This is a genomic window from Mesorhizobium sp. WSM1343 (genome assembly GCF_055901535.1).
Genome location: NZ_CM148370.1, coordinates 5,932,564 through 5,947,632, shown reverse-complemented (window position 1 = coordinate 5,947,632; position 15,069 = coordinate 5,932,564). Strand labels below are relative to the sequence as shown.

Annotated in this window: 13 protein-coding genes and 3 pseudogenes; 8 read left to right on the top strand and 8 right to left on the bottom strand. The window is 58.7% G+C overall.

What is annotated here, in order from left to right; translation table 11 throughout:
* The first annotated feature begins 44 nt into the window (after positions 1-44).
* The 5 genes from AC0NIL_RS28935 to AC0NIL_RS28915 are packed head-to-tail and all read left to right on the top strand — an operon-like array spanning position 45 to position 3,215.
* Positions 45-401 (top strand): hypothetical protein, encoded by a 357-nt coding sequence (locus AC0NIL_RS28935; RefSeq protein ID WP_473574141.1) that lies wholly within the window; start codon positions 45-47, stop codon positions 399-401.
* Positions 398-769, top strand: coding sequence for a helix-turn-helix domain-containing protein (locus AC0NIL_RS28930; RefSeq protein WP_473574142.1), 372 nt, complete (start codon positions 398-400; stop codon positions 767-769). The genes AC0NIL_RS28935 and AC0NIL_RS28930 overlap by 4 nt, the downstream gene beginning before the upstream one ends.
* Position 770: 1 nt before the next feature.
* Positions 771-1,790: a protease inhibitor I42 family protein gene (locus tag AC0NIL_RS28925; RefSeq protein ID WP_473574143.1), complete on the top strand. Its 1,020-nt coding sequence runs from the start codon at positions 771-773 to the stop codon at positions 1,788-1,790.
* Positions 1,790-2,467, top strand: coding sequence for a C1 family peptidase (locus AC0NIL_RS28920; RefSeq protein WP_473574144.1), 678 nt, complete (start codon positions 1,790-1,792; stop codon positions 2,465-2,467). The genes AC0NIL_RS28925 and AC0NIL_RS28920 overlap by 1 nt, the downstream gene beginning before the upstream one ends.
* Complete coding sequence (locus AC0NIL_RS28915; RefSeq protein ID WP_202351490.1) at positions 2,439-3,215, top strand: thymidylate synthase family protein; 777 nt, start codon at positions 2,439-2,441, stop codon at positions 3,213-3,215. Before AC0NIL_RS28920 ends, AC0NIL_RS28915 begins: the two co-directional genes overlap by 29 nt.
* On the opposite strand, the gene AC0NIL_RS28910 is transcribed toward AC0NIL_RS28915, so the two are convergent.
* Positions 3,216-3,884, bottom strand: coding sequence for a uracil-DNA glycosylase (locus AC0NIL_RS28910; protein WP_081709733.1), 669 nt, complete (start codon positions 3,882-3,884; stop codon positions 3,216-3,218).
* Positions 3,881-5,029, bottom strand: coding sequence for a pyrophosphatase (locus tag AC0NIL_RS28905; protein ID WP_473574145.1), 1,149 nt, complete (start codon positions 5,027-5,029; stop codon positions 3,881-3,883). Before AC0NIL_RS28905 ends, AC0NIL_RS28910 begins: the two co-directional genes overlap by 4 nt.
* A 133-nt stretch (positions 5,030-5,162) precedes the next feature.
* Between AC0NIL_RS28905 and AC0NIL_RS28900 the strand changes: the two genes are divergently transcribed.
* Genes AC0NIL_RS28900 through AC0NIL_RS28890 form a run of 3 tightly spaced genes read left to right on the top strand, consistent with a single transcriptional unit; the run spans position 5,163 to position 8,769 of the window.
* Positions 5,163-6,296 (top strand): hypothetical protein, encoded by a 1,134-nt coding sequence (locus AC0NIL_RS28900; RefSeq protein ID WP_473574146.1) that lies wholly within the window; start codon positions 5,163-5,165, stop codon positions 6,294-6,296.
* Positions 6,293-7,438 carry a caspase family protein gene (locus tag AC0NIL_RS28895; RefSeq protein ID WP_473574147.1) on the top strand — a complete coding sequence of 382 codons (1,146 nt, stop codon included), beginning with the start codon at positions 6,293-6,295 and terminating at the stop codon, positions 7,436-7,438. Before AC0NIL_RS28900 ends, AC0NIL_RS28895 begins: the two co-directional genes overlap by 4 nt.
* Positions 7,435-8,769, top strand: coding sequence for a hypothetical protein (locus AC0NIL_RS28890; RefSeq protein WP_473574148.1), 1,335 nt, complete (start codon positions 7,435-7,437; stop codon positions 8,767-8,769). Before AC0NIL_RS28895 ends, AC0NIL_RS28890 begins: the two co-directional genes overlap by 4 nt.
* Positions 8,770-9,494: 725 nt before the next feature.
* Here the strand turns inward: AC0NIL_RS28890 and panD are convergent.
* The 6 genes and pseudogenes from panD to bioB form a co-directional block, all read right to left on the bottom strand.
* Positions 9,495-9,947 carry an aspartate 1-decarboxylase gene (gene panD / locus AC0NIL_RS28885; protein WP_473574149.1) on the bottom strand — a complete coding sequence of 151 codons (453 nt, stop codon included), beginning with the start codon at positions 9,945-9,947 and terminating at the stop codon, positions 9,495-9,497.
* A 57-nt stretch (positions 9,948-10,004) separates the two neighbouring features.
* Positions 10,005-10,987: pseudogene (locus AC0NIL_RS28880) on the bottom strand (beta-ketoacyl-ACP synthase III).
* Positions 10,984-12,182, bottom strand: a pseudogene (locus tag AC0NIL_RS28875) (adenosylmethionine--8-amino-7-oxononanoate transaminase). Before AC0NIL_RS28875 ends, AC0NIL_RS28880 begins: the two co-directional pseudogenes overlap by 4 nt.
* On the bottom strand, positions 12,182-12,817 hold the full coding sequence (bioD, locus tag AC0NIL_RS28870) for a dethiobiotin synthase (RefSeq protein WP_473574150.1): 636 nt from the start codon (positions 12,815-12,817) through the stop codon (positions 12,182-12,184). Before bioD ends, AC0NIL_RS28875 begins: the two are co-directional and overlap by 1 nt.
* Positions 12,814-13,841: pseudogene (locus tag AC0NIL_RS28865) on the bottom strand (8-amino-7-oxononanoate synthase). Before AC0NIL_RS28865 ends, bioD begins: the two are co-directional and overlap by 4 nt.
* On the bottom strand, positions 13,838-14,818 hold the full coding sequence (gene bioB / locus AC0NIL_RS28860) for a biotin synthase BioB (protein WP_287181748.1): 981 nt from the start codon (positions 14,816-14,818) through the stop codon (positions 13,838-13,840). The pseudogene AC0NIL_RS28865 and the gene bioB overlap by 4 nt, the downstream one beginning before the upstream one ends.
* Positions 14,819-15,069: the final 251 nt, after the last annotated feature.

The window sequence follows — 15,069 nt, the reverse complement described above, 5'->3', positions numbered from 1 at the left end:
CTGTTGGAAAAACAGACGAACCGTGTTAGGCGTTGGTGACATCCTTGGAGGACCGCGCCTTGCCAACCGATCCGAGCACCAAAGTCAAAGTTCCCCCCTATCCCCTCGAGCACGTTCAGGAAACGCTACTTGCTGAGCTCATCAAGTCCGTCAAGGATCTGGCGGAATTTGAAGGTGTTCTTCTTCCAAAATCTCAAAAAGAGTTGATCGTAAAGGCGATCCATATCGATTCCCACACCGTGGTCGAAATTCTCTGCGTTCTTGACGAGGTGGTCGGCTTCGAGGTTGGGCAGGCAGCTGTGCGACCTGGGGGATATGAATCCATCCAGGAAGCCGTCGATGATGTAACAGCCCGCATGGCCAAGCTCTGGAATAAGCATTTTGATGGGGCGGTCGCATGAAAGGCCCCGCCAACCACGAAAAGCCGGACGAGGCCGAGCGCTTGGCCATCGCCGACAAATTGCGTCAATCCAGAGAATATATCGGGCTTAGCCAGGACGAAGTCGCCAGCCGCCTTAATATTCCGCGGAGCGCTCTTTCCAACATTGAAACCGGCCAACGCAAGGTCGATGTCATCGAGCTTCGAAAACTCGCCACACTTTACCGGAGACCGGTAAGCTACTTCACGAACGACGCCGACCCATCGGACATTTCGGGCCCGGTGCGCCATTTGGCCCGCACTGCATCCAAGCTGTCATCAAACGACCTTGAGGAACTGAGCCGCTTCGCAGACTTTTTGAAGAGCCGCTCTTCGATCGAGGAAGAGTAGGATGACAGCGATCGAAAACGCCATTCGAAAAGCGATGGCCGCCGCCGGTCGGCTACAGAACGATCTGGCGATTCGAGACAGGATCGAACGCGCCAACGGCGCTCTGAATGGCCAGATCGACGTTTTTGGCGTCATGGCACATCTCAACCTGCCGCTCATCTTTCGCCCCTTGGAAGGTCTACTCGGAGCATTCATGAGCGAGCCGGTTCCCGGAGTGCTTGTTACCACCAAGCGTCCGCTCAGCGTGCAACGGTTCACCGCGGCCCACGAGCTCGGACATTTTTATCTCAAGCACAGGCCAAGCCTTGATGATGATTCGATCCTGCGCCGCAGCCCCTTTGCGGCTTCAAGGAATACAAATCTTCAAGAGGTAGAGGCGGATGCGTTCGCCGCGTCATTTCTCCTGCCTCAATGGCTGGCACTCTTTCATTGTAAGCGACACGGCTGGACGAAGCCTGATCTTCCCCATCCTCGAATCGTCTATCAGCTGTCGCTGCGGGCCGGCACGAGCTACTCCGCTACCTGCTGGACGCTTGCCCGTTATAATTTGATCAGCCGTTCAGATGCAAAACGCCTTGCCGACATAGAGCCCAAGAAGATTAAAAAGGGGATCCTCGGCGAGGTGGAGCCGGCAGCATATTATGGTGATGTCTGGGAGCTGAGCGAGGCAGATAGAGGAGAAGTTCTTCACGGCGGCCCCGACGATCTTTTTGTGATGCGGCTGGAGGAAAACGCCGGCGCCGGCTATCTATGGCGTGTTGACGAGCTGACGCCGGATGCATTCGCGGTCAGGGAAGATGTCCGGGAGGTGACCGGGGAGGAGAACGCAGGGGGGCCTGTCGTTCGAAGGATCGTCGCGCAATCTGTGAGGCAGCAGCAAGGCACGATTCGGATGACGGAAGCGCGGCCTTGGCAGCCTGGCAGCGTTATCAATGACTATACGCTCGACGTAGATCTTAATGGCCCTGAAGTCGCGGGCTGGTCACGTGCGGAACGTCGTTTCCGACTGGAGGCCGCGTAATGTCGAGGCCGTCGCTCGCTCATGACCTGCGCAGCATGTTTGGAGAAGTGCGTGATCAGGGCGTGCGCCCAACATGCTTGGCTTTTGCTTTGAGCGATTGCCATGCGGCGGTTCGCGACGGGTGGGATCCACTTTCGGCCGAGTTTGTCTTTTACCACGCGCAGAGGCGCGCAGGCCTGCTGCCGAACCAAGGTGCGCTTCTATTGCACATCCTTGAAGCGATCCGCGACGACGGACAGCCTCCCGAGACAAGCTGGCCCTATCTTGCAGACTTACCTGCGGACTTGAGCCATTGGGGGCCGCCGGTGGTCAAGACTAAGTATTTTCGAAACTTCGAGCGCGGTCCGGGGTCTTTTGACGAGATCCTTGCGAATTTGCTGGGAGGATCTCCGACCGTAGTAGTGCTGTACATCGGCGAGGCGTTCTACAACCCTGACGGCCAAGGAATTGTCGCAGGCTATCCTGGCGAGAAAGATGTCACCCGTCATGCCGTTATCGCGGTAGGCGCTGGGATCGTTGGAGGGCGACGGGCTCTGCTCGTGCGCAATTCCTGGGGACTGTTCTGGGGTCTGAATGGCCATGCGTGGGTTACCGAGGATTACGTTTCACAGAGATTGCGCCGGATCGCGGTGCTGAAGGAGGAAGTCGGTGTATCTGCCCATCAAAACGCAGCCTAGCTGTGCGTCTGCTTGGCTCGCGGCCGTCACTGCCGTCAATTCGGCCAGTGGCAGCCACGATGCACAAAACGTCATCGTGGACGTCGCCAACCCGACAGTCATGAGCGACGCCGACCTAGAGGTTATCTCCCTTGTCGATGAGTACCTCCGGGAATACGACAGGTATCCTGTGGAGACAGTCGCCAACACCATCTTTCCGCGCTCTCTATTCTTGAGACATAAGGCTCCCGCCTTCTATGACGTTTACCGAACCAAGGTTCTTCCGCGCATCAAAAAGGGCGATTGGGGACGATACTTCGATCGTATGATCACCTTTCCGCTGCAGAAAAAGGGAAAATACCTCAATCCCTTGGACGAAATGGTGACGAAAATGCGCGATCAAGTTGCATCCGGCAGGTGTTTCCGTAACGTCTACGAGATCACTATCTACGATCCCATCCGTGACGCCGGTCCTCTGATGAACAGACAGTGCCTGAGCTTCCTAAGCTTCAAGCTTACGGATGGGCCCGAACGCAAGCTTCTGCTGACGGCGATGTACCGTAATCACTACTACATCGAACGGCTTCTGGGAAATCTCATCGGCCTCGGCCGCTTGATGAAATTCGTTGCAGACGAGGTGAAAGTCGACGTGGGAAGCCTGACGATCGTTTCGACCCATGCCGTGGTCGACTGCCCGTCGGACAGGGAAAGCCTGAGTGACCTCCTTGATGAGGCTCGAGCGACGGGAAGCCTGAGAGAAGCAGCCTGATCAGAGAAGATGCAGTTGTGTCTGCGGGACCGCTCTACCCCGAACGCTGTAAAATGTCTCCAGTGCACCTATGAATTCATTCTGTCCGCCATAACTTGGATGCCGTACCGCTGTTGCGGCCAGATCAAGATCGGCGAGGGCGGACTGCGCGTCGCGGCCGATTGCAACGAGATGTTTTGGTCTGAGGGCGGCGATCAGACTTTCAAGCAGGGGCTTGCAGGCAAGCCTCTCGCTTTTTGTATGGCAGCGGTTGGTCATCGGATCCCCGGCTGCATGAGGATGGAAAGGAAAGACGTTCCATAAAAAAATCGGCTGCTCGATCGATCTCAGCATCTGCCAGATGACTGTAGCCGTTCTCTCGGCAATCGGAGGTCCTTTCGTTGCTCTGTGCAACGGCGCTGTGCCCAGCAAATCTGCGTGCCAATCGAGATGCAACTCATCAGTTAGCGCGAGTCCGGTGCGACGACCACCTCGATAGCCAAGATCGCGGGCGATCCAGAATGAATGAACACCCCGCGCTAACGCGGCATCCAGAACCGCTTCGAGGTTCCTGCGCCGGATCGCCGGCGCTTCATCGGTATCGAAATCTGGGCAAGCGTCAACATATGGATTGAACGCGTTTTCAAACCTGTACGAGGCAAGTTCTTCGACAAAGGCTGCAGCTTTCATGGCGCAATTTCCTGCACGGTCATGCTCCGTTTGTCTAGATCGAGAACCAACCGTCCACGACGATGTTCCTTGAGATAACGGTAGGCCGAATTGCCCGTCAGGATGGCCTGTTCCCAAAGCCACAGAGGACAAGTTTCGGATTCGAAGCCATGAACAAATCCCTTGACCGTCTTCAGCAAGTTTAGATCGACCTCGTCTCGGTTTTCAAAGAAGCCGTGCTCCTTCGCACGCGAAAAAACGTAGGCCGCTACGCCTTCCTCAACGATGATCGCTCGTAGGCCGTCCTCGCCGTCGTCCACTTTGGTTTTGCTTTTCCGTTTCACCTTCAGAAGCGCCCGTGTCACCGGCGACCACCCCAGGACGGCTGCGTAAGCATAGTGGAACGCATCATGGAAACGATAGAAATCTTCGACGATGTTATTGTCGGTAAGCCGGTCACCAATATTGACGCCGTTGCACCGCTGGTACACATAGGCTTTCTCGCCGCTCGGCCGCTCGAAGATCTCAATCTCCAGATGGCGCGGCAACTGCTCCTCCGGGAGGAAGTCGATGTCGAACAAAGCTGGCGGCGTCCGTTCGAGCGGCCATTTGTCTCGTGCCTTCAGAATATTGCGAACGGCGGCATCGCCCAATGTCACGCCAGCTTCGGTGGCGGCATCAATAAGATTTCGGAAAATGACCGACAACTTGCTGAGAAGTAACGGTCTGTCCGTTTTGGAAACAGCTTCGCCGTGCTCGTTGGCCAAATTTCCTACGGCGTTCGCGAGCTTCAGAAGGGTTCGTGACACCTCGGGGGTTGGAAATGGGAGTCGAAGGCTAGGCTGCGGCTGTAGTTGCAGGAAAGTAAGCGGCCCATCGGGCGAATGGCGGAAGTCCGCTGCCAGCTCTTCAAGCGAAATATCCGCTTGCGCCGCGATGATCGCCAGATACCAAAGCGCATCCCCGAACTCCTCGAGCACACCGCGTTCATACGAGTCGTATGCGTTAGCGTCTCTCTGCTTTTTCTTCACCTCGCTCAAGAGACTGCCGGTTTCTCCGAACAATCCAAGGATGGGCAACCCTAAACCGGTCGCCTTGCCGTGCGTTTTGTCTGTCGTCCTCGCAGCGGTCTGGTAATCATTCAGCGTAATCGTAGAAGCGTCCATCCCCGAATCCTCCCTATGAACGAGGGTGACAGACTATTCGGGAAATAGGAATCGGAGACTTTGAACATGTAGGCGCTGTGGCTTGCTAGCCACAGGCATTCAAGATTAAGTGCAAATATTGGGGGGTACGGGAATGGTGCAGGTCGTTTTTGTTCACGGCGTTGCCAACAGAAAATCAGATGCCGGTTTTGACGTAAACGTGGCGATTCGTGATCGCCGTTTTAAGGAGCTCGCGTTTTCCGCAGCGGATTTCACGATCCGCAATCCTTATTGGGGCGAGTTTGGTGCTGACCCTCAGTGGAGGTTGGCGTCGGTCCCGAAGTTCGATGCCGAGTACCAGGCACTAGGCATTGGCGCCGCCTTGGCCCAAGGCGATGGTTCTGAAATCCTAGTGGCTGCCCGGATCGATTTTGCCGCCGTGGTCGGTGCACTTTCTGTCTCGGCACTCTCGGACACAAACGAGGCGCCCGCTCAGGATCAGGAGCTCTTCTGGATGGGAGCAGCCAGATATGCTGCAGCCCAACCAAAGCCCGCATGGTTGGCGACCGTGACTGATGACGCACAGTTTTGTGATCGGCTTCGCAAAGAGGCCGAGGCTGGGGCTGCCATTCAAGGGCTAGGATTCCTAGATAAGGTGAAAGCCGCAGCCGATAAAATAAAGAGCGGAGCCTCCAATCTCGTCAACAGCCCGTTTGCACGGGCGGGCCGGGAAAAGATCACGCCGGGCCTCGCGATCTTTATAGGTGATGTTTTTCGGTACCTTCGAGCAAACGACGCTCGCACTCAGATCCGAGAAACAATTTCCGAGGCGATCATTGCCGCAGGCAAACAGAGAAGGCCCGCCGAACCATTTGTGTTGATCGGCCACAGCATGGGCGGCGTAATCCTTTATGACCTGCTCTCGAGGAGCGAAACTGTCGAGAGCCTTTCTGCGGCTATTGGTACGAAATTAGAGATCAATCTCCTTCTGACCGTGGGCTCACAGGTTGCGCTGTTCGAAGAAATGAAACTCTATGAAGCGAGCACCTCCGATTTCTCGGGACAAACCAAACCGGTACCGAGGCCAGAGGCGGTCAAGAACTGGTGGAATGCATTTGACAAGATGGACGTGCTTTCCTTCGTAACATCCCCGATTTTTGAGGGCAGCGAGGATTTCTCCGTCGATACGATCGCAGGCGTGCTGGACGCTCATGGCGCATATTTTTCCAGTACGATGTTCTACACCCGGCTGAACGCTCGTCTAAAAAATATAGGGCTTGCGCCGTGACGACAATCTACCTTCGGCCAGGCAACGCGCCTCAGACCCACGCATTCATCATCGGATGTGGCCGCTTCCCGAGCCTCAGCGCCAATGGGTCGGCCGACAGGGTGGCGACGACCGCTGGTGCACGCGCTATCGTGCGCTTCCTCCTAGATCGGGCGGACAGCTTGATCGCCCCGCTCGGTTCGATCGAAGTGTTGTTGTCTGATCCGGCCCAAGTCGCCGGCCAGGATACGCTCAGCCTGGGCATCGTGGATCACGATCCTCGGGGTGACGATGTCGTTCAACCAGCCAACGAAGCCAATTATCACACGGCCGGGGATCGCTGGATCGGACGATGCCGCCCAGGCGATCATATGTTTTTTTATATTGCGTCGCACGGCGTGACCGACAGCGATACAACGGCCGTTGCCGTGTTGGAAGATATCCGTTCCATCAATCACAGGCCATGGGCGCAATCGATTAACATCACGCAGCTGGCGTCGGCGTTGCCAACTTTGCAAGCCGACGGCTGTTGGGTCTTTCTGGACGCCTGCCAGGAAGTCATCCCAGCTATATTTCAGCAGATCAATGGTGCGCAAAGCCCAGCTCTGATCACTCCCGATATTACCGCGCTTACTAGACGGCGGACAAGCTCGGTTTCGCTAGCCGGATCCAGGCTCGGCACCAGTGCCTGGGCTCCGACCGATGGAACCCCGCCTTTCTTCACACAGGCCTTGATAGAAGGCTTAAGTGGAGCGAGCGTCGAATTCTCCAATCCCGACGGCTGGGTGGTGACCGGACAGCAAATCCTATTTACACTAGGCCGTATTGCAAATGCTGCCCTCAACAATACCGATCTGCAAACAGAATCTCTTACGCAATTCAACAGGGATGTTAAGTTGCTGAGGGTACCACACCCGCAGATTCCCGTCGTCGTACGAACGGCGGTTGAAAACCACATGATTGCCGCGGTGTCTGTCACGGCGAATGATGGAAACGGGCGGATTTTTACGAAGAACGACGCTGAGATGGCGTGGAGGTTTCGTGTCGATCCCGATCTCACGCGCTACACAACCTCCGCGCAATTCCCAGGCGGGAATCCCTCTTATCAAGATCAAGTCTTCACAGCCGCTCCTCCCGCCCAGATCGTGGAGCTCGTGGAATGATCGGCGATCCTGACGTGTACAATGTCCGCATTGTAGGGCCAGCGCATGTCCCGTACCACTTCCGCTTAATCGGTATGAAACGTGAATTAAGCGGGGCAGATCTTCTGAGCAACAAAGACGGAGTTGCGGAGACGCAACTCCAGGCCGGGACATTTTTGTGCTACGCGGAAGATCTCACGACGGGGGCCTTGACGACGACGAAAATCGACATTGTCGGCGACTTGAATCCTTTTATCGTCGAACTAGGCGAGAAGCCGCGATGGACGCCAGTACCCTCTAATTTTCGACCAAGCCGCATTCAAGCGTATGAGTCGTTCCGAACGGCCTCTGCGGTGCCTGTCGACATCGACGAAGATCTTGTGCCGGTGGTCTCCCCCAACTTGACTGAATATGCCGCGAAGCAATTTTCGAGCGCCACTACGCCGCTCACTTCACGTTTGGAAAAGCGATTCTCAATTGGTCTTTCGATCGATGTTACTTCGGCTCGAAGGGGAGGGTGGCGCGCTTTTCAGCGAGTCGAGGGCCTCCATCCGCGAAAGAACGGCAACCAGATCATCATCGATTTTGGTTCTCTAGCGTTTCGGCCTAAGGAGCGGCTGCGTTTGAGCGTCGGTATAGAAGGCGACCAAGTCTGGCAAGTTAACGTGCCGCTGTTCGAGACCGGCCTTAACGCAGAAATCGCATTAGTCAAATCCGGCTTCGGTCCAGAGCTCGCGTTGCGCTTGGTTGCACCGGATCCCAGCCTTTCGTTGGTACTTGCTGGTTCGAGCGGATCGTATCCAGGCGGCTTGGAAAGAATTTCCGGTTTTCAGTCGGATCGTCGAGGAAAGCTCGACGCCGATCCGTGGACAGATCTTTCTTGGGCTCTTGCCGATATCAGGGCGGGGGTTGTCCCTCGGCTGCCGGGTGAAGGGCCATGGCCTTGGAACAAACATGACCCGATAAGCGATGGGTATGTTGTGTGGGCATGGATGATTGCAGCAAGCGCCGACAAAACCTCACTCAGTCTTGATCAGCGCTGCCTTAACACGTTGGTGCAAGCTCGCAAGCTTGGGCGGCCCTATTTCTCGGCCACAAGTGAGTTGGCGGTCGAAATGTTGGAAGCGCTGGCACTGTCATCAAATGAGTCTGCTATCCGCGCGAATGCGAAGTACGAAGCTGCAATATGGAGCCGCCGAGGAAAGACCAAGCTCAAAGCCGGACCATTCTATGCGTGGGAGCGCCCAGAACGAAACCTACAAGCTGGCAAACTGCCGACTGGGAACTACAGAACATTGGCTTCGGGCCGCCTTCGCGGTGATGCTTTGGACCTCCAAAAGGTTCTGGTATAGCCGAGAGCTGATCGTGGCTTCGGGATGGCGTTTCGAGACCTGATGTTCGAGCGACCGGCGCGTGGCCTGCCGGTAGACCAGACATCAAGATTTTCTTGCCTTGATGTAATACGTCTCTGGCTGAAATAGCGGATTATCCTTTGGGACGACGCGTACAGAGAGTTCCCGGTACAACGCCGGCCGATCGCCGGACTGAGCCAGAACAGTTGACGTCGAAACCATATACGAGATGTTCGCTTTTTGTGCTTCGAAAGTCGCATAAAAGGGCAGTGTGGTATGGCGTCCGGAATTATCTGTCGTCATCAGGGGAAGAGCCCAGAATTATCTGTGGCCGGCCTGACTGCTAAGCGGCTCATATTCCACCCTTTCGCCAGAAGAGGTTCCCAATGCCCTTCGGTCAACAGGTTACCAATGTCCCCCACGACAATTAATTCCGAAGTGGCGTTAAGGAGCTGTCTTCATTGTGCTTATTTCGGCGCTGATTGGTAACCTAAGGCCACCCAACACGCTGATTGGTAACCCACAGGAACAGCGTTGGTAACCCTTATCGAGTGAGTCGCGCTCGTACTACTCGGCGGATTCGTTACAGTTCTAAGCCCGGCTTAATTCCGGACAACGACATATAATTCTGGACGTCATAGTGGAATTTCAAGCGTATTGTCTCGGCGCGGTGATCGGCGGCCAAGCGAACCGGCGAAGAGCTCGCACATGCGTCGGCGAAAGAATCAGGCCCCGGCGACCAGGACAGGAACGGCCAAAGCCTCATTCGCCTCGTCAAGGATCGAGAAACTGTAACGACCATCTGCGTCGAGATCGACGGAATAGCTCAGGCGGTCGAGTACGTGGTTGTCCTGGTCGAACGTGACGATCCGCGGCTTCAGCGAGGTGATATGTGCTTCGTCCAGGTAGACGGAGTTGCAGACAATGATCTGGTCGTCTGGCTGGCAAGTGCGAGCCGCTGCTCCGTTAAGGATGCAGCATCGTGAGCCGCGCGCGCCGAGAATGACGTAGGTCGAAATCCGCGCACCGGAACTCTTGTTCCATATCTCCACGAATTCCATTGGCAGGATCCCTGCTGCCTCGCAGTGGTCAGGGTCCAGCGTTATCGAACCATGATAGTTGAGGTTCGCTTCGGTGACGTGGATGCCGTGCAGCTTGCCGGCGACTAGTTTTCGCATTGGTCTGTTGTCCCATCCATCATTCGTGACCAGTTCCCAGCGCGACCGGTCGGTCGGTTAAATCCCGACAACCAGTGCACCGCCGCTGAGACCCGCACCCGCTGCCGCCAGAAGGAGTTTTTCGCCAGGCCGAAACGGCTCCGTCTGATGGGCCAGCGGCAGGGAGAGCGGGATCGTCGCGGCGGAAGAGTTGCCGTAGTCGGCGATCGTCTTGACGATTGCGTGATCTGCTATGCCGAGGTTTCGTCCGACTGCATCGAAAATGCGGGCATTGGCCTGATGCGGCACGAAACGATCGATGTCCTGCGGCCGCATTTGGGCTGCAGTGAGCGCATCTCTCGAGCAGTCAGTCATCATCTCCACGGCCTTGGTGAACACCTCGCGGCCGTCGGTGATCGTCATCCGGGTCTGCGCGAGGTCGAGGTCACCATGGAACGGGGTGTTGCTTCCGCCGGCGGGAATCTGGATCAGCCCGTACGCGAGCCGTCCGAATCCACCGAGGCACCGAGAATGCCCCGGTGGGCATCCTCGCACGGACCGATCACCACGGCGCCGGCGGCATCGGCAAACAGCACGGCACTGGCACGCTCGGCGGGATTGATGCGTCGGCTGAGTATGTTGGCGGCAATGACAAGGCTCGCTTTGCCGTGCAGGCGGGTGAATCCGTCGGCAAACATCAGCGCATAGATGAAACCGGCGCACGCGCCGGTCAGATCGATCGCGCCGGCGCGGCTGAGCCCGAGGCGATGCACGACCAGTGGCGCGCTGGGCGGCAGAAGGTGGTCAGGTGTCGAGGTGGCGAGCAACAGCAGACCAATGTCGCTGCGGTCGATGCCGGCATTGGCCAGGGCCATGTCGCCGGCAGAGGCGGCAAGGCCCGACAGCGTGTCTTCGTCGGTTGCCCAGAAGCGCGACCGTATCCCGGTGCGGCGCTCGATCCAGCCGGGTTCAAGCCCGAGACGGTCTTCGATTTCCGGATTCTCGACCTTGCGCGACGGCCCATGATGGCCAAAGCCGAGGATGCGCGACGATCGGTTCATTGTCGCGAGCCGAAACGTTCGCCGGCCTCCTCGATGGCGTCATGGAGCCCGTCCAGTTCGTCGCCGGTGATGCAATACGGCGGCAGAAGATAGACGACATTGCCGAGCGGGCGCACGAGCATGCCTCGTTCGAGGAAAAAGCGCGCAGCTTCGGTCCGATCTCGGCCAGGTAGCCGGCAGAGCCGGTGCGTAGGTCGAGACCGAAGCCCCTCGGCCTGCTTCACGCTCAAGGCCGCGATCCGCTCGGCCACCGGCTCGTCGCGCCAGACTTCGACATTGGCGAGTGCGGCCGCGCAGGCAATCGGATTGGCGGTGTAGGAGCTCGAGTGGAAGAAGGTCTTCTTCCGGTCCTCGGTATAATGGGCCTGGAAGATGGCGTCGGTCGCAAGCGTGGGATGGCTCCGCCGGTCAAGCCCTTCGAAGTGCACAATATGTCCGGCGAGACAGACGCCTGCTCGCAGGCGAACATGGTTCCGGTTCGTCCCCAGCCGGTCATCACCTCGTCGGCGATCAGCAGTGTGCCGGAGGCCTCGGCGATCTTCTTCAATTCGGCCAGAACCCAGGCTGGATACATCAGCATGCCGCCAGCGCCAAGCACCAGCGGCTCGACGATCAGCGCGGCGGCGCGCCGATCGCGGCTCACAGCCTCGAACCGATCCAGCGTTTCCTGCTCGCGCCCGGCGGCCGGGAAGGGAATGGTGTCGACCTCGAACAGCAAGGGTTCGTAGGCGGCGTTGAACACGCCGCGGGCGCCGACACTCATCGTGCCAATGGTATCGCCATGATAGCTGTGCTCCATGACGACGATGCGCGAACGTGGCGCGCCGATGTTGCGGAAATAGCCGAGCGCCATCTTCAGGGCAACTTCGACGCAGGTCGAGCCGCTGTCGGAAAAGAACACCCGGTCGAGGCCGGGCGGTGCGAGGCCGACAAGCGCCTCGGCCAGGCGTTCGGCCGGCTCGTGGGTGAAGCCGGCAAAGATGATCTGGTCGAGGCTCGATGCGGTCGTCTCGATGGCCTTCATGATACGGGGATGCCTGTGGCCATGGGTAACGACCCACCAAGAGGAAATGGCGTCGAGGATGCGCGCGCCGTCGGCCTTGTGCAGATAGGCGCCTTCCGTCAGGACGATTTCAGGGATCGCGGGCTCAAGCGCGTGCTGGGCGAAGGGATGCCAGACTCGAGACTGCGGCATCAGGCGCCTCCGGCAACAAGGGCGAGGTCGAAGCCGGCAACCATTGCATCTCTCAACGTTTCACCCGTGAGCGGATCGAGGCGCGGCAGCCTGCCGAGCTGCGGCACGCCGCCGAATTCCACGATTGTCCTTTGCGTATCGGCGACCTCTTCGCCGATGAAGGCGATGCCTATGAGCGGAATGGATCGCGCCCGCAGGGCCTCAATCGATAGCAGGGTGTGATTGATGGTGCCGAGCGCGGTGCGGGCGCAAAGGATGACCGGAAGTTGCCATTCCTGGAAAATGTCGATGAACCGTGTGTGTCGATTGAGCGGCACCATCAGGCCGCCGGCACCTTCGATGACTAGCGGGCCGGGCGCGGCGGGAATAGAGAGGTCATTCGCCTCGATCGCGACACCGTCGATTTCGGCTGATCGATGCGGCGACAGCGGCATGCTCAGACGGTAAACCTCCGGCAGCACGCGTCCGGCCGGTAGGCCGGATAGCCGGGCAACGACCTCGCTGTCAGTCTCCTCGTCGAGGCCCGATTGCACGGGCTTCCAGTAAAAGCCTTCGAGCAGGCCGGCGAGCCCGGCCGAAAATACTGTCTTGCCAATTCCGGTATCTGTTCCTGTGACGACGAGGCGCTTGGTCATACCGAGGCCAACGCTTCGGCGAGCGCCTCGACCATGGCCGAAATTGCGACTTCGCCGACATTGAGCGTCAGCGAAATGCGCAGCCGCGACGTGCCCTCGGGCACCGTCGGCGGACGAATGCAGCGTGTGTCGAAGCCGCGGGCCTGCAGTGCCGCCGCCACCGCCATGGTGCGCCTGTTATCGCCGATGACAAAGGGCTGGATCTGCGAGCCGCTGGGCGTCACGCCGCAGCGCTCGGCCAATTGCCGGCCGGCGAAGGCAACGCGTTCCTGCAGTTGAACGCGGCGCATAGGCTCGTCGGACAACATGGCCAGCGCTTGTCGCGCCGCCACTGCCATCAGCGGCGATGGCGCGGTGGCGTAGATGAACGGCCGGCAGCGATTGACGAGATAGTCGCACAGCGTTCGCGGTCCGGTGACGAGCGCGCCCGACGCGCCGAGCGCCTTGCCGCAGGTGTGGAGCGCGACGATGTTGTCGCGGCCCTCGAGAGCGGCGGCCAGCCCGCGGCCGTCCGGTCCCCAGACGCCGGTGGCATGCGCCTCGTCGACGACGAAGAATGCCTCGTGCTGATCGGCAAGCGCGACGATACACTCCATCGGCGCGCGGTCGCCATCCATGCTGTAAAGGCTTTCGACCGCGATCCAGACGCGCCCCGTGCCGCCTTCGGCGCGCCAGCGCGTGATTGCCTCATCGACGGCATCGACGTCGTTGTGCTTAGCCACTACAAACTCGGCGCGCCCGGCCTGCGCGCCCTCATGCATGCTGGCATGGGCGAGCTCGTCGAGGACCAGCAGGTCCTGGGGCAGCGCGGTCAGGAGAGCGAAGTTGGCGATGTAGCCGCTGCCGAAGAACAGCGCGCGATCGCCGCCGCAACCGCGTCGCCCAGTCTTTTGGAGGCGGCAAGCCCGAGATAGTCGTTCGACGAGAAGTCGAGACCGGCGCGCGGCGCAAGCGTCCGCAGCCGGTCCTTTCGCGCCAGTCCACGCAAGGATGCGTCATACCGGGCAAGAAGTGCCTCGTTCATTGCGTGCCGATTTCCATCGGCTCGATGCCGAGACGCTGGAACAGCAGAGTATCCTTGTCCTCGCCGGGATTGTCCGCCGTCAGCAGCGTGTCGCCGACGAAGATCGAGTTGGCGCCGGCAAAAAAGCACAGCGCCTGCATCTCGTCGGTCATGGCGGTGCGGCCTGCGGAAAGACGGACATGCGATTTCGGCATCATGATGCGCGCCAGCGCGATCACGCGCACGAACTCGATCGGCTCGATCGGCCTGGCGTCGGCAAGCGGGGTGCCGTCGATCGGGATCAGCATGTTGATCGGAACGCTTTCGGGATGCTCCGGCAGGTTGGCCAGCGTCACCAGCATGTCGATCCGGTCCACCGGTTCTTCGCCCATGCCGACAATGCCACCGCAGCAGACCTTGATGCCGCTGTCGCGGACATTGGCGAGCGTATCGAGCCGATCAGCAAACGTGCGGGTCGAGATGATCTCCGTGTAATAGCGCTCGGAGGTGTCGATGTTGTGGTTATAGTAGTCGAGACCGGCCTGTTTCAGACGAGCGGCCTGCTCAAGATCGAGCATGCCAAGCGTCATGCAGGTTTCCATGCCAAGCGCTTTCACGCCCTCGACCATCGCCACCACCGCATCCATGTCGCGCGGCTTGGGGCTGCGCCAGGCAGCGCCCATGCAATAGCGGGTGGCGCCGGCATCACGCGCCTTGGTCGCCTCGGCGATGACGCGCTTGACCTCCATCAGCTTCGACGCCTTCAACCCGCTTTCGTGATGCGCCGACTGGCTGCAATAGCCGCAATCCTCCGGACATCCCCCCGTCTTGATGCTGAGAAGCCGGCTGAGCTGGACCTTGTTTGGGTCGAAATTCTCCCGGTGGATCGTCTGGGCCCGAAAGAGCAGCTCGTTGAATGGCGCGTCGTGAAGCGCGCGAGCCTCCGTTTGCGTCCACAGGTGCGGGGCGCTTTCGCAGCTCATCTGCGGTCCACTCATTATCATTGTTTCCTTCCCTCATGCCGAAGCAGATTGTCCTTACGGCATTCTGCTCGGTCTTCCAGTCCTCGAGTCGAGGCCGCGAGCGAATTGCGAATTCGTGGTGCCCTGCGCTGATCGCTTGATGGCTACATTTTGAAGCTGACCGGGGAGTATTTGGTCCATCGCCTGTCGCTGGCGCGACCATCCTGGACGCTCGAAAATTTCGAGGATCATTACCGAGCATGACGGCGTCAATATCCAGGCATGGA

Bases quoted from the DNA above. Each gene is read 5' to 3' on its own strand.
- AC0NIL_RS28930 (WP_473574142.1), top strand. From the start codon at position 398: ATGAAAGGCCCCGCCAACCACGAAAAGCCGGACGAGGCCGAGCGCTTG.
- AC0NIL_RS28925 (WP_473574143.1), top strand. From the start codon at position 771: ATGACAGCGATCGAAAACGCCATTCGAAAAGCGATGGCCGCCGCCGGT.
- AC0NIL_RS28920 (WP_473574144.1), top strand. From the start codon at position 1,790: ATGTCGAGGCCGTCGCTCGCTCATGACCTGCGCAGCATGTTTGGAGAA.
- AC0NIL_RS28910 (WP_081709733.1), bottom strand. From the start codon at position 3,884: ATGAAAGCTGCAGCCTTTGTCGAAGAACTTGCCTCGTACAGGTTTGAA.
- AC0NIL_RS28905 (WP_473574145.1), bottom strand. From the start codon at position 5,029: ATGGACGCTTCTACGATTACGCTGAATGATTACCAGACCGCTGCGAGG.
- AC0NIL_RS28900 (WP_473574146.1), top strand. From the start codon at position 5,163: ATGGTGCAGGTCGTTTTTGTTCACGGCGTTGCCAACAGAAAATCAGAT.
- AC0NIL_RS28890 (WP_473574148.1), top strand. From the start codon at position 7,435: ATGATCGGCGATCCTGACGTGTACAATGTCCGCATTGTAGGGCCAGCG.
- panD (WP_473574149.1), bottom strand. From the start codon at position 9,947: ATGCGAAAACTAGTCGCCGGCAAGCTGCACGGCATCCACGTCACCGAA.
- bioD (WP_473574150.1), bottom strand. From the start codon at position 12,817: ATGACCAAGCGCCTCGTCGTCACAGGAACAGATACCGGAATTGGCAAG.
- bioB (WP_287181748.1), bottom strand. From the start codon at position 14,818: ATGAGTGGACCGCAGATGAGCTGCGAAAGCGCCCCGCACCTGTGGACG.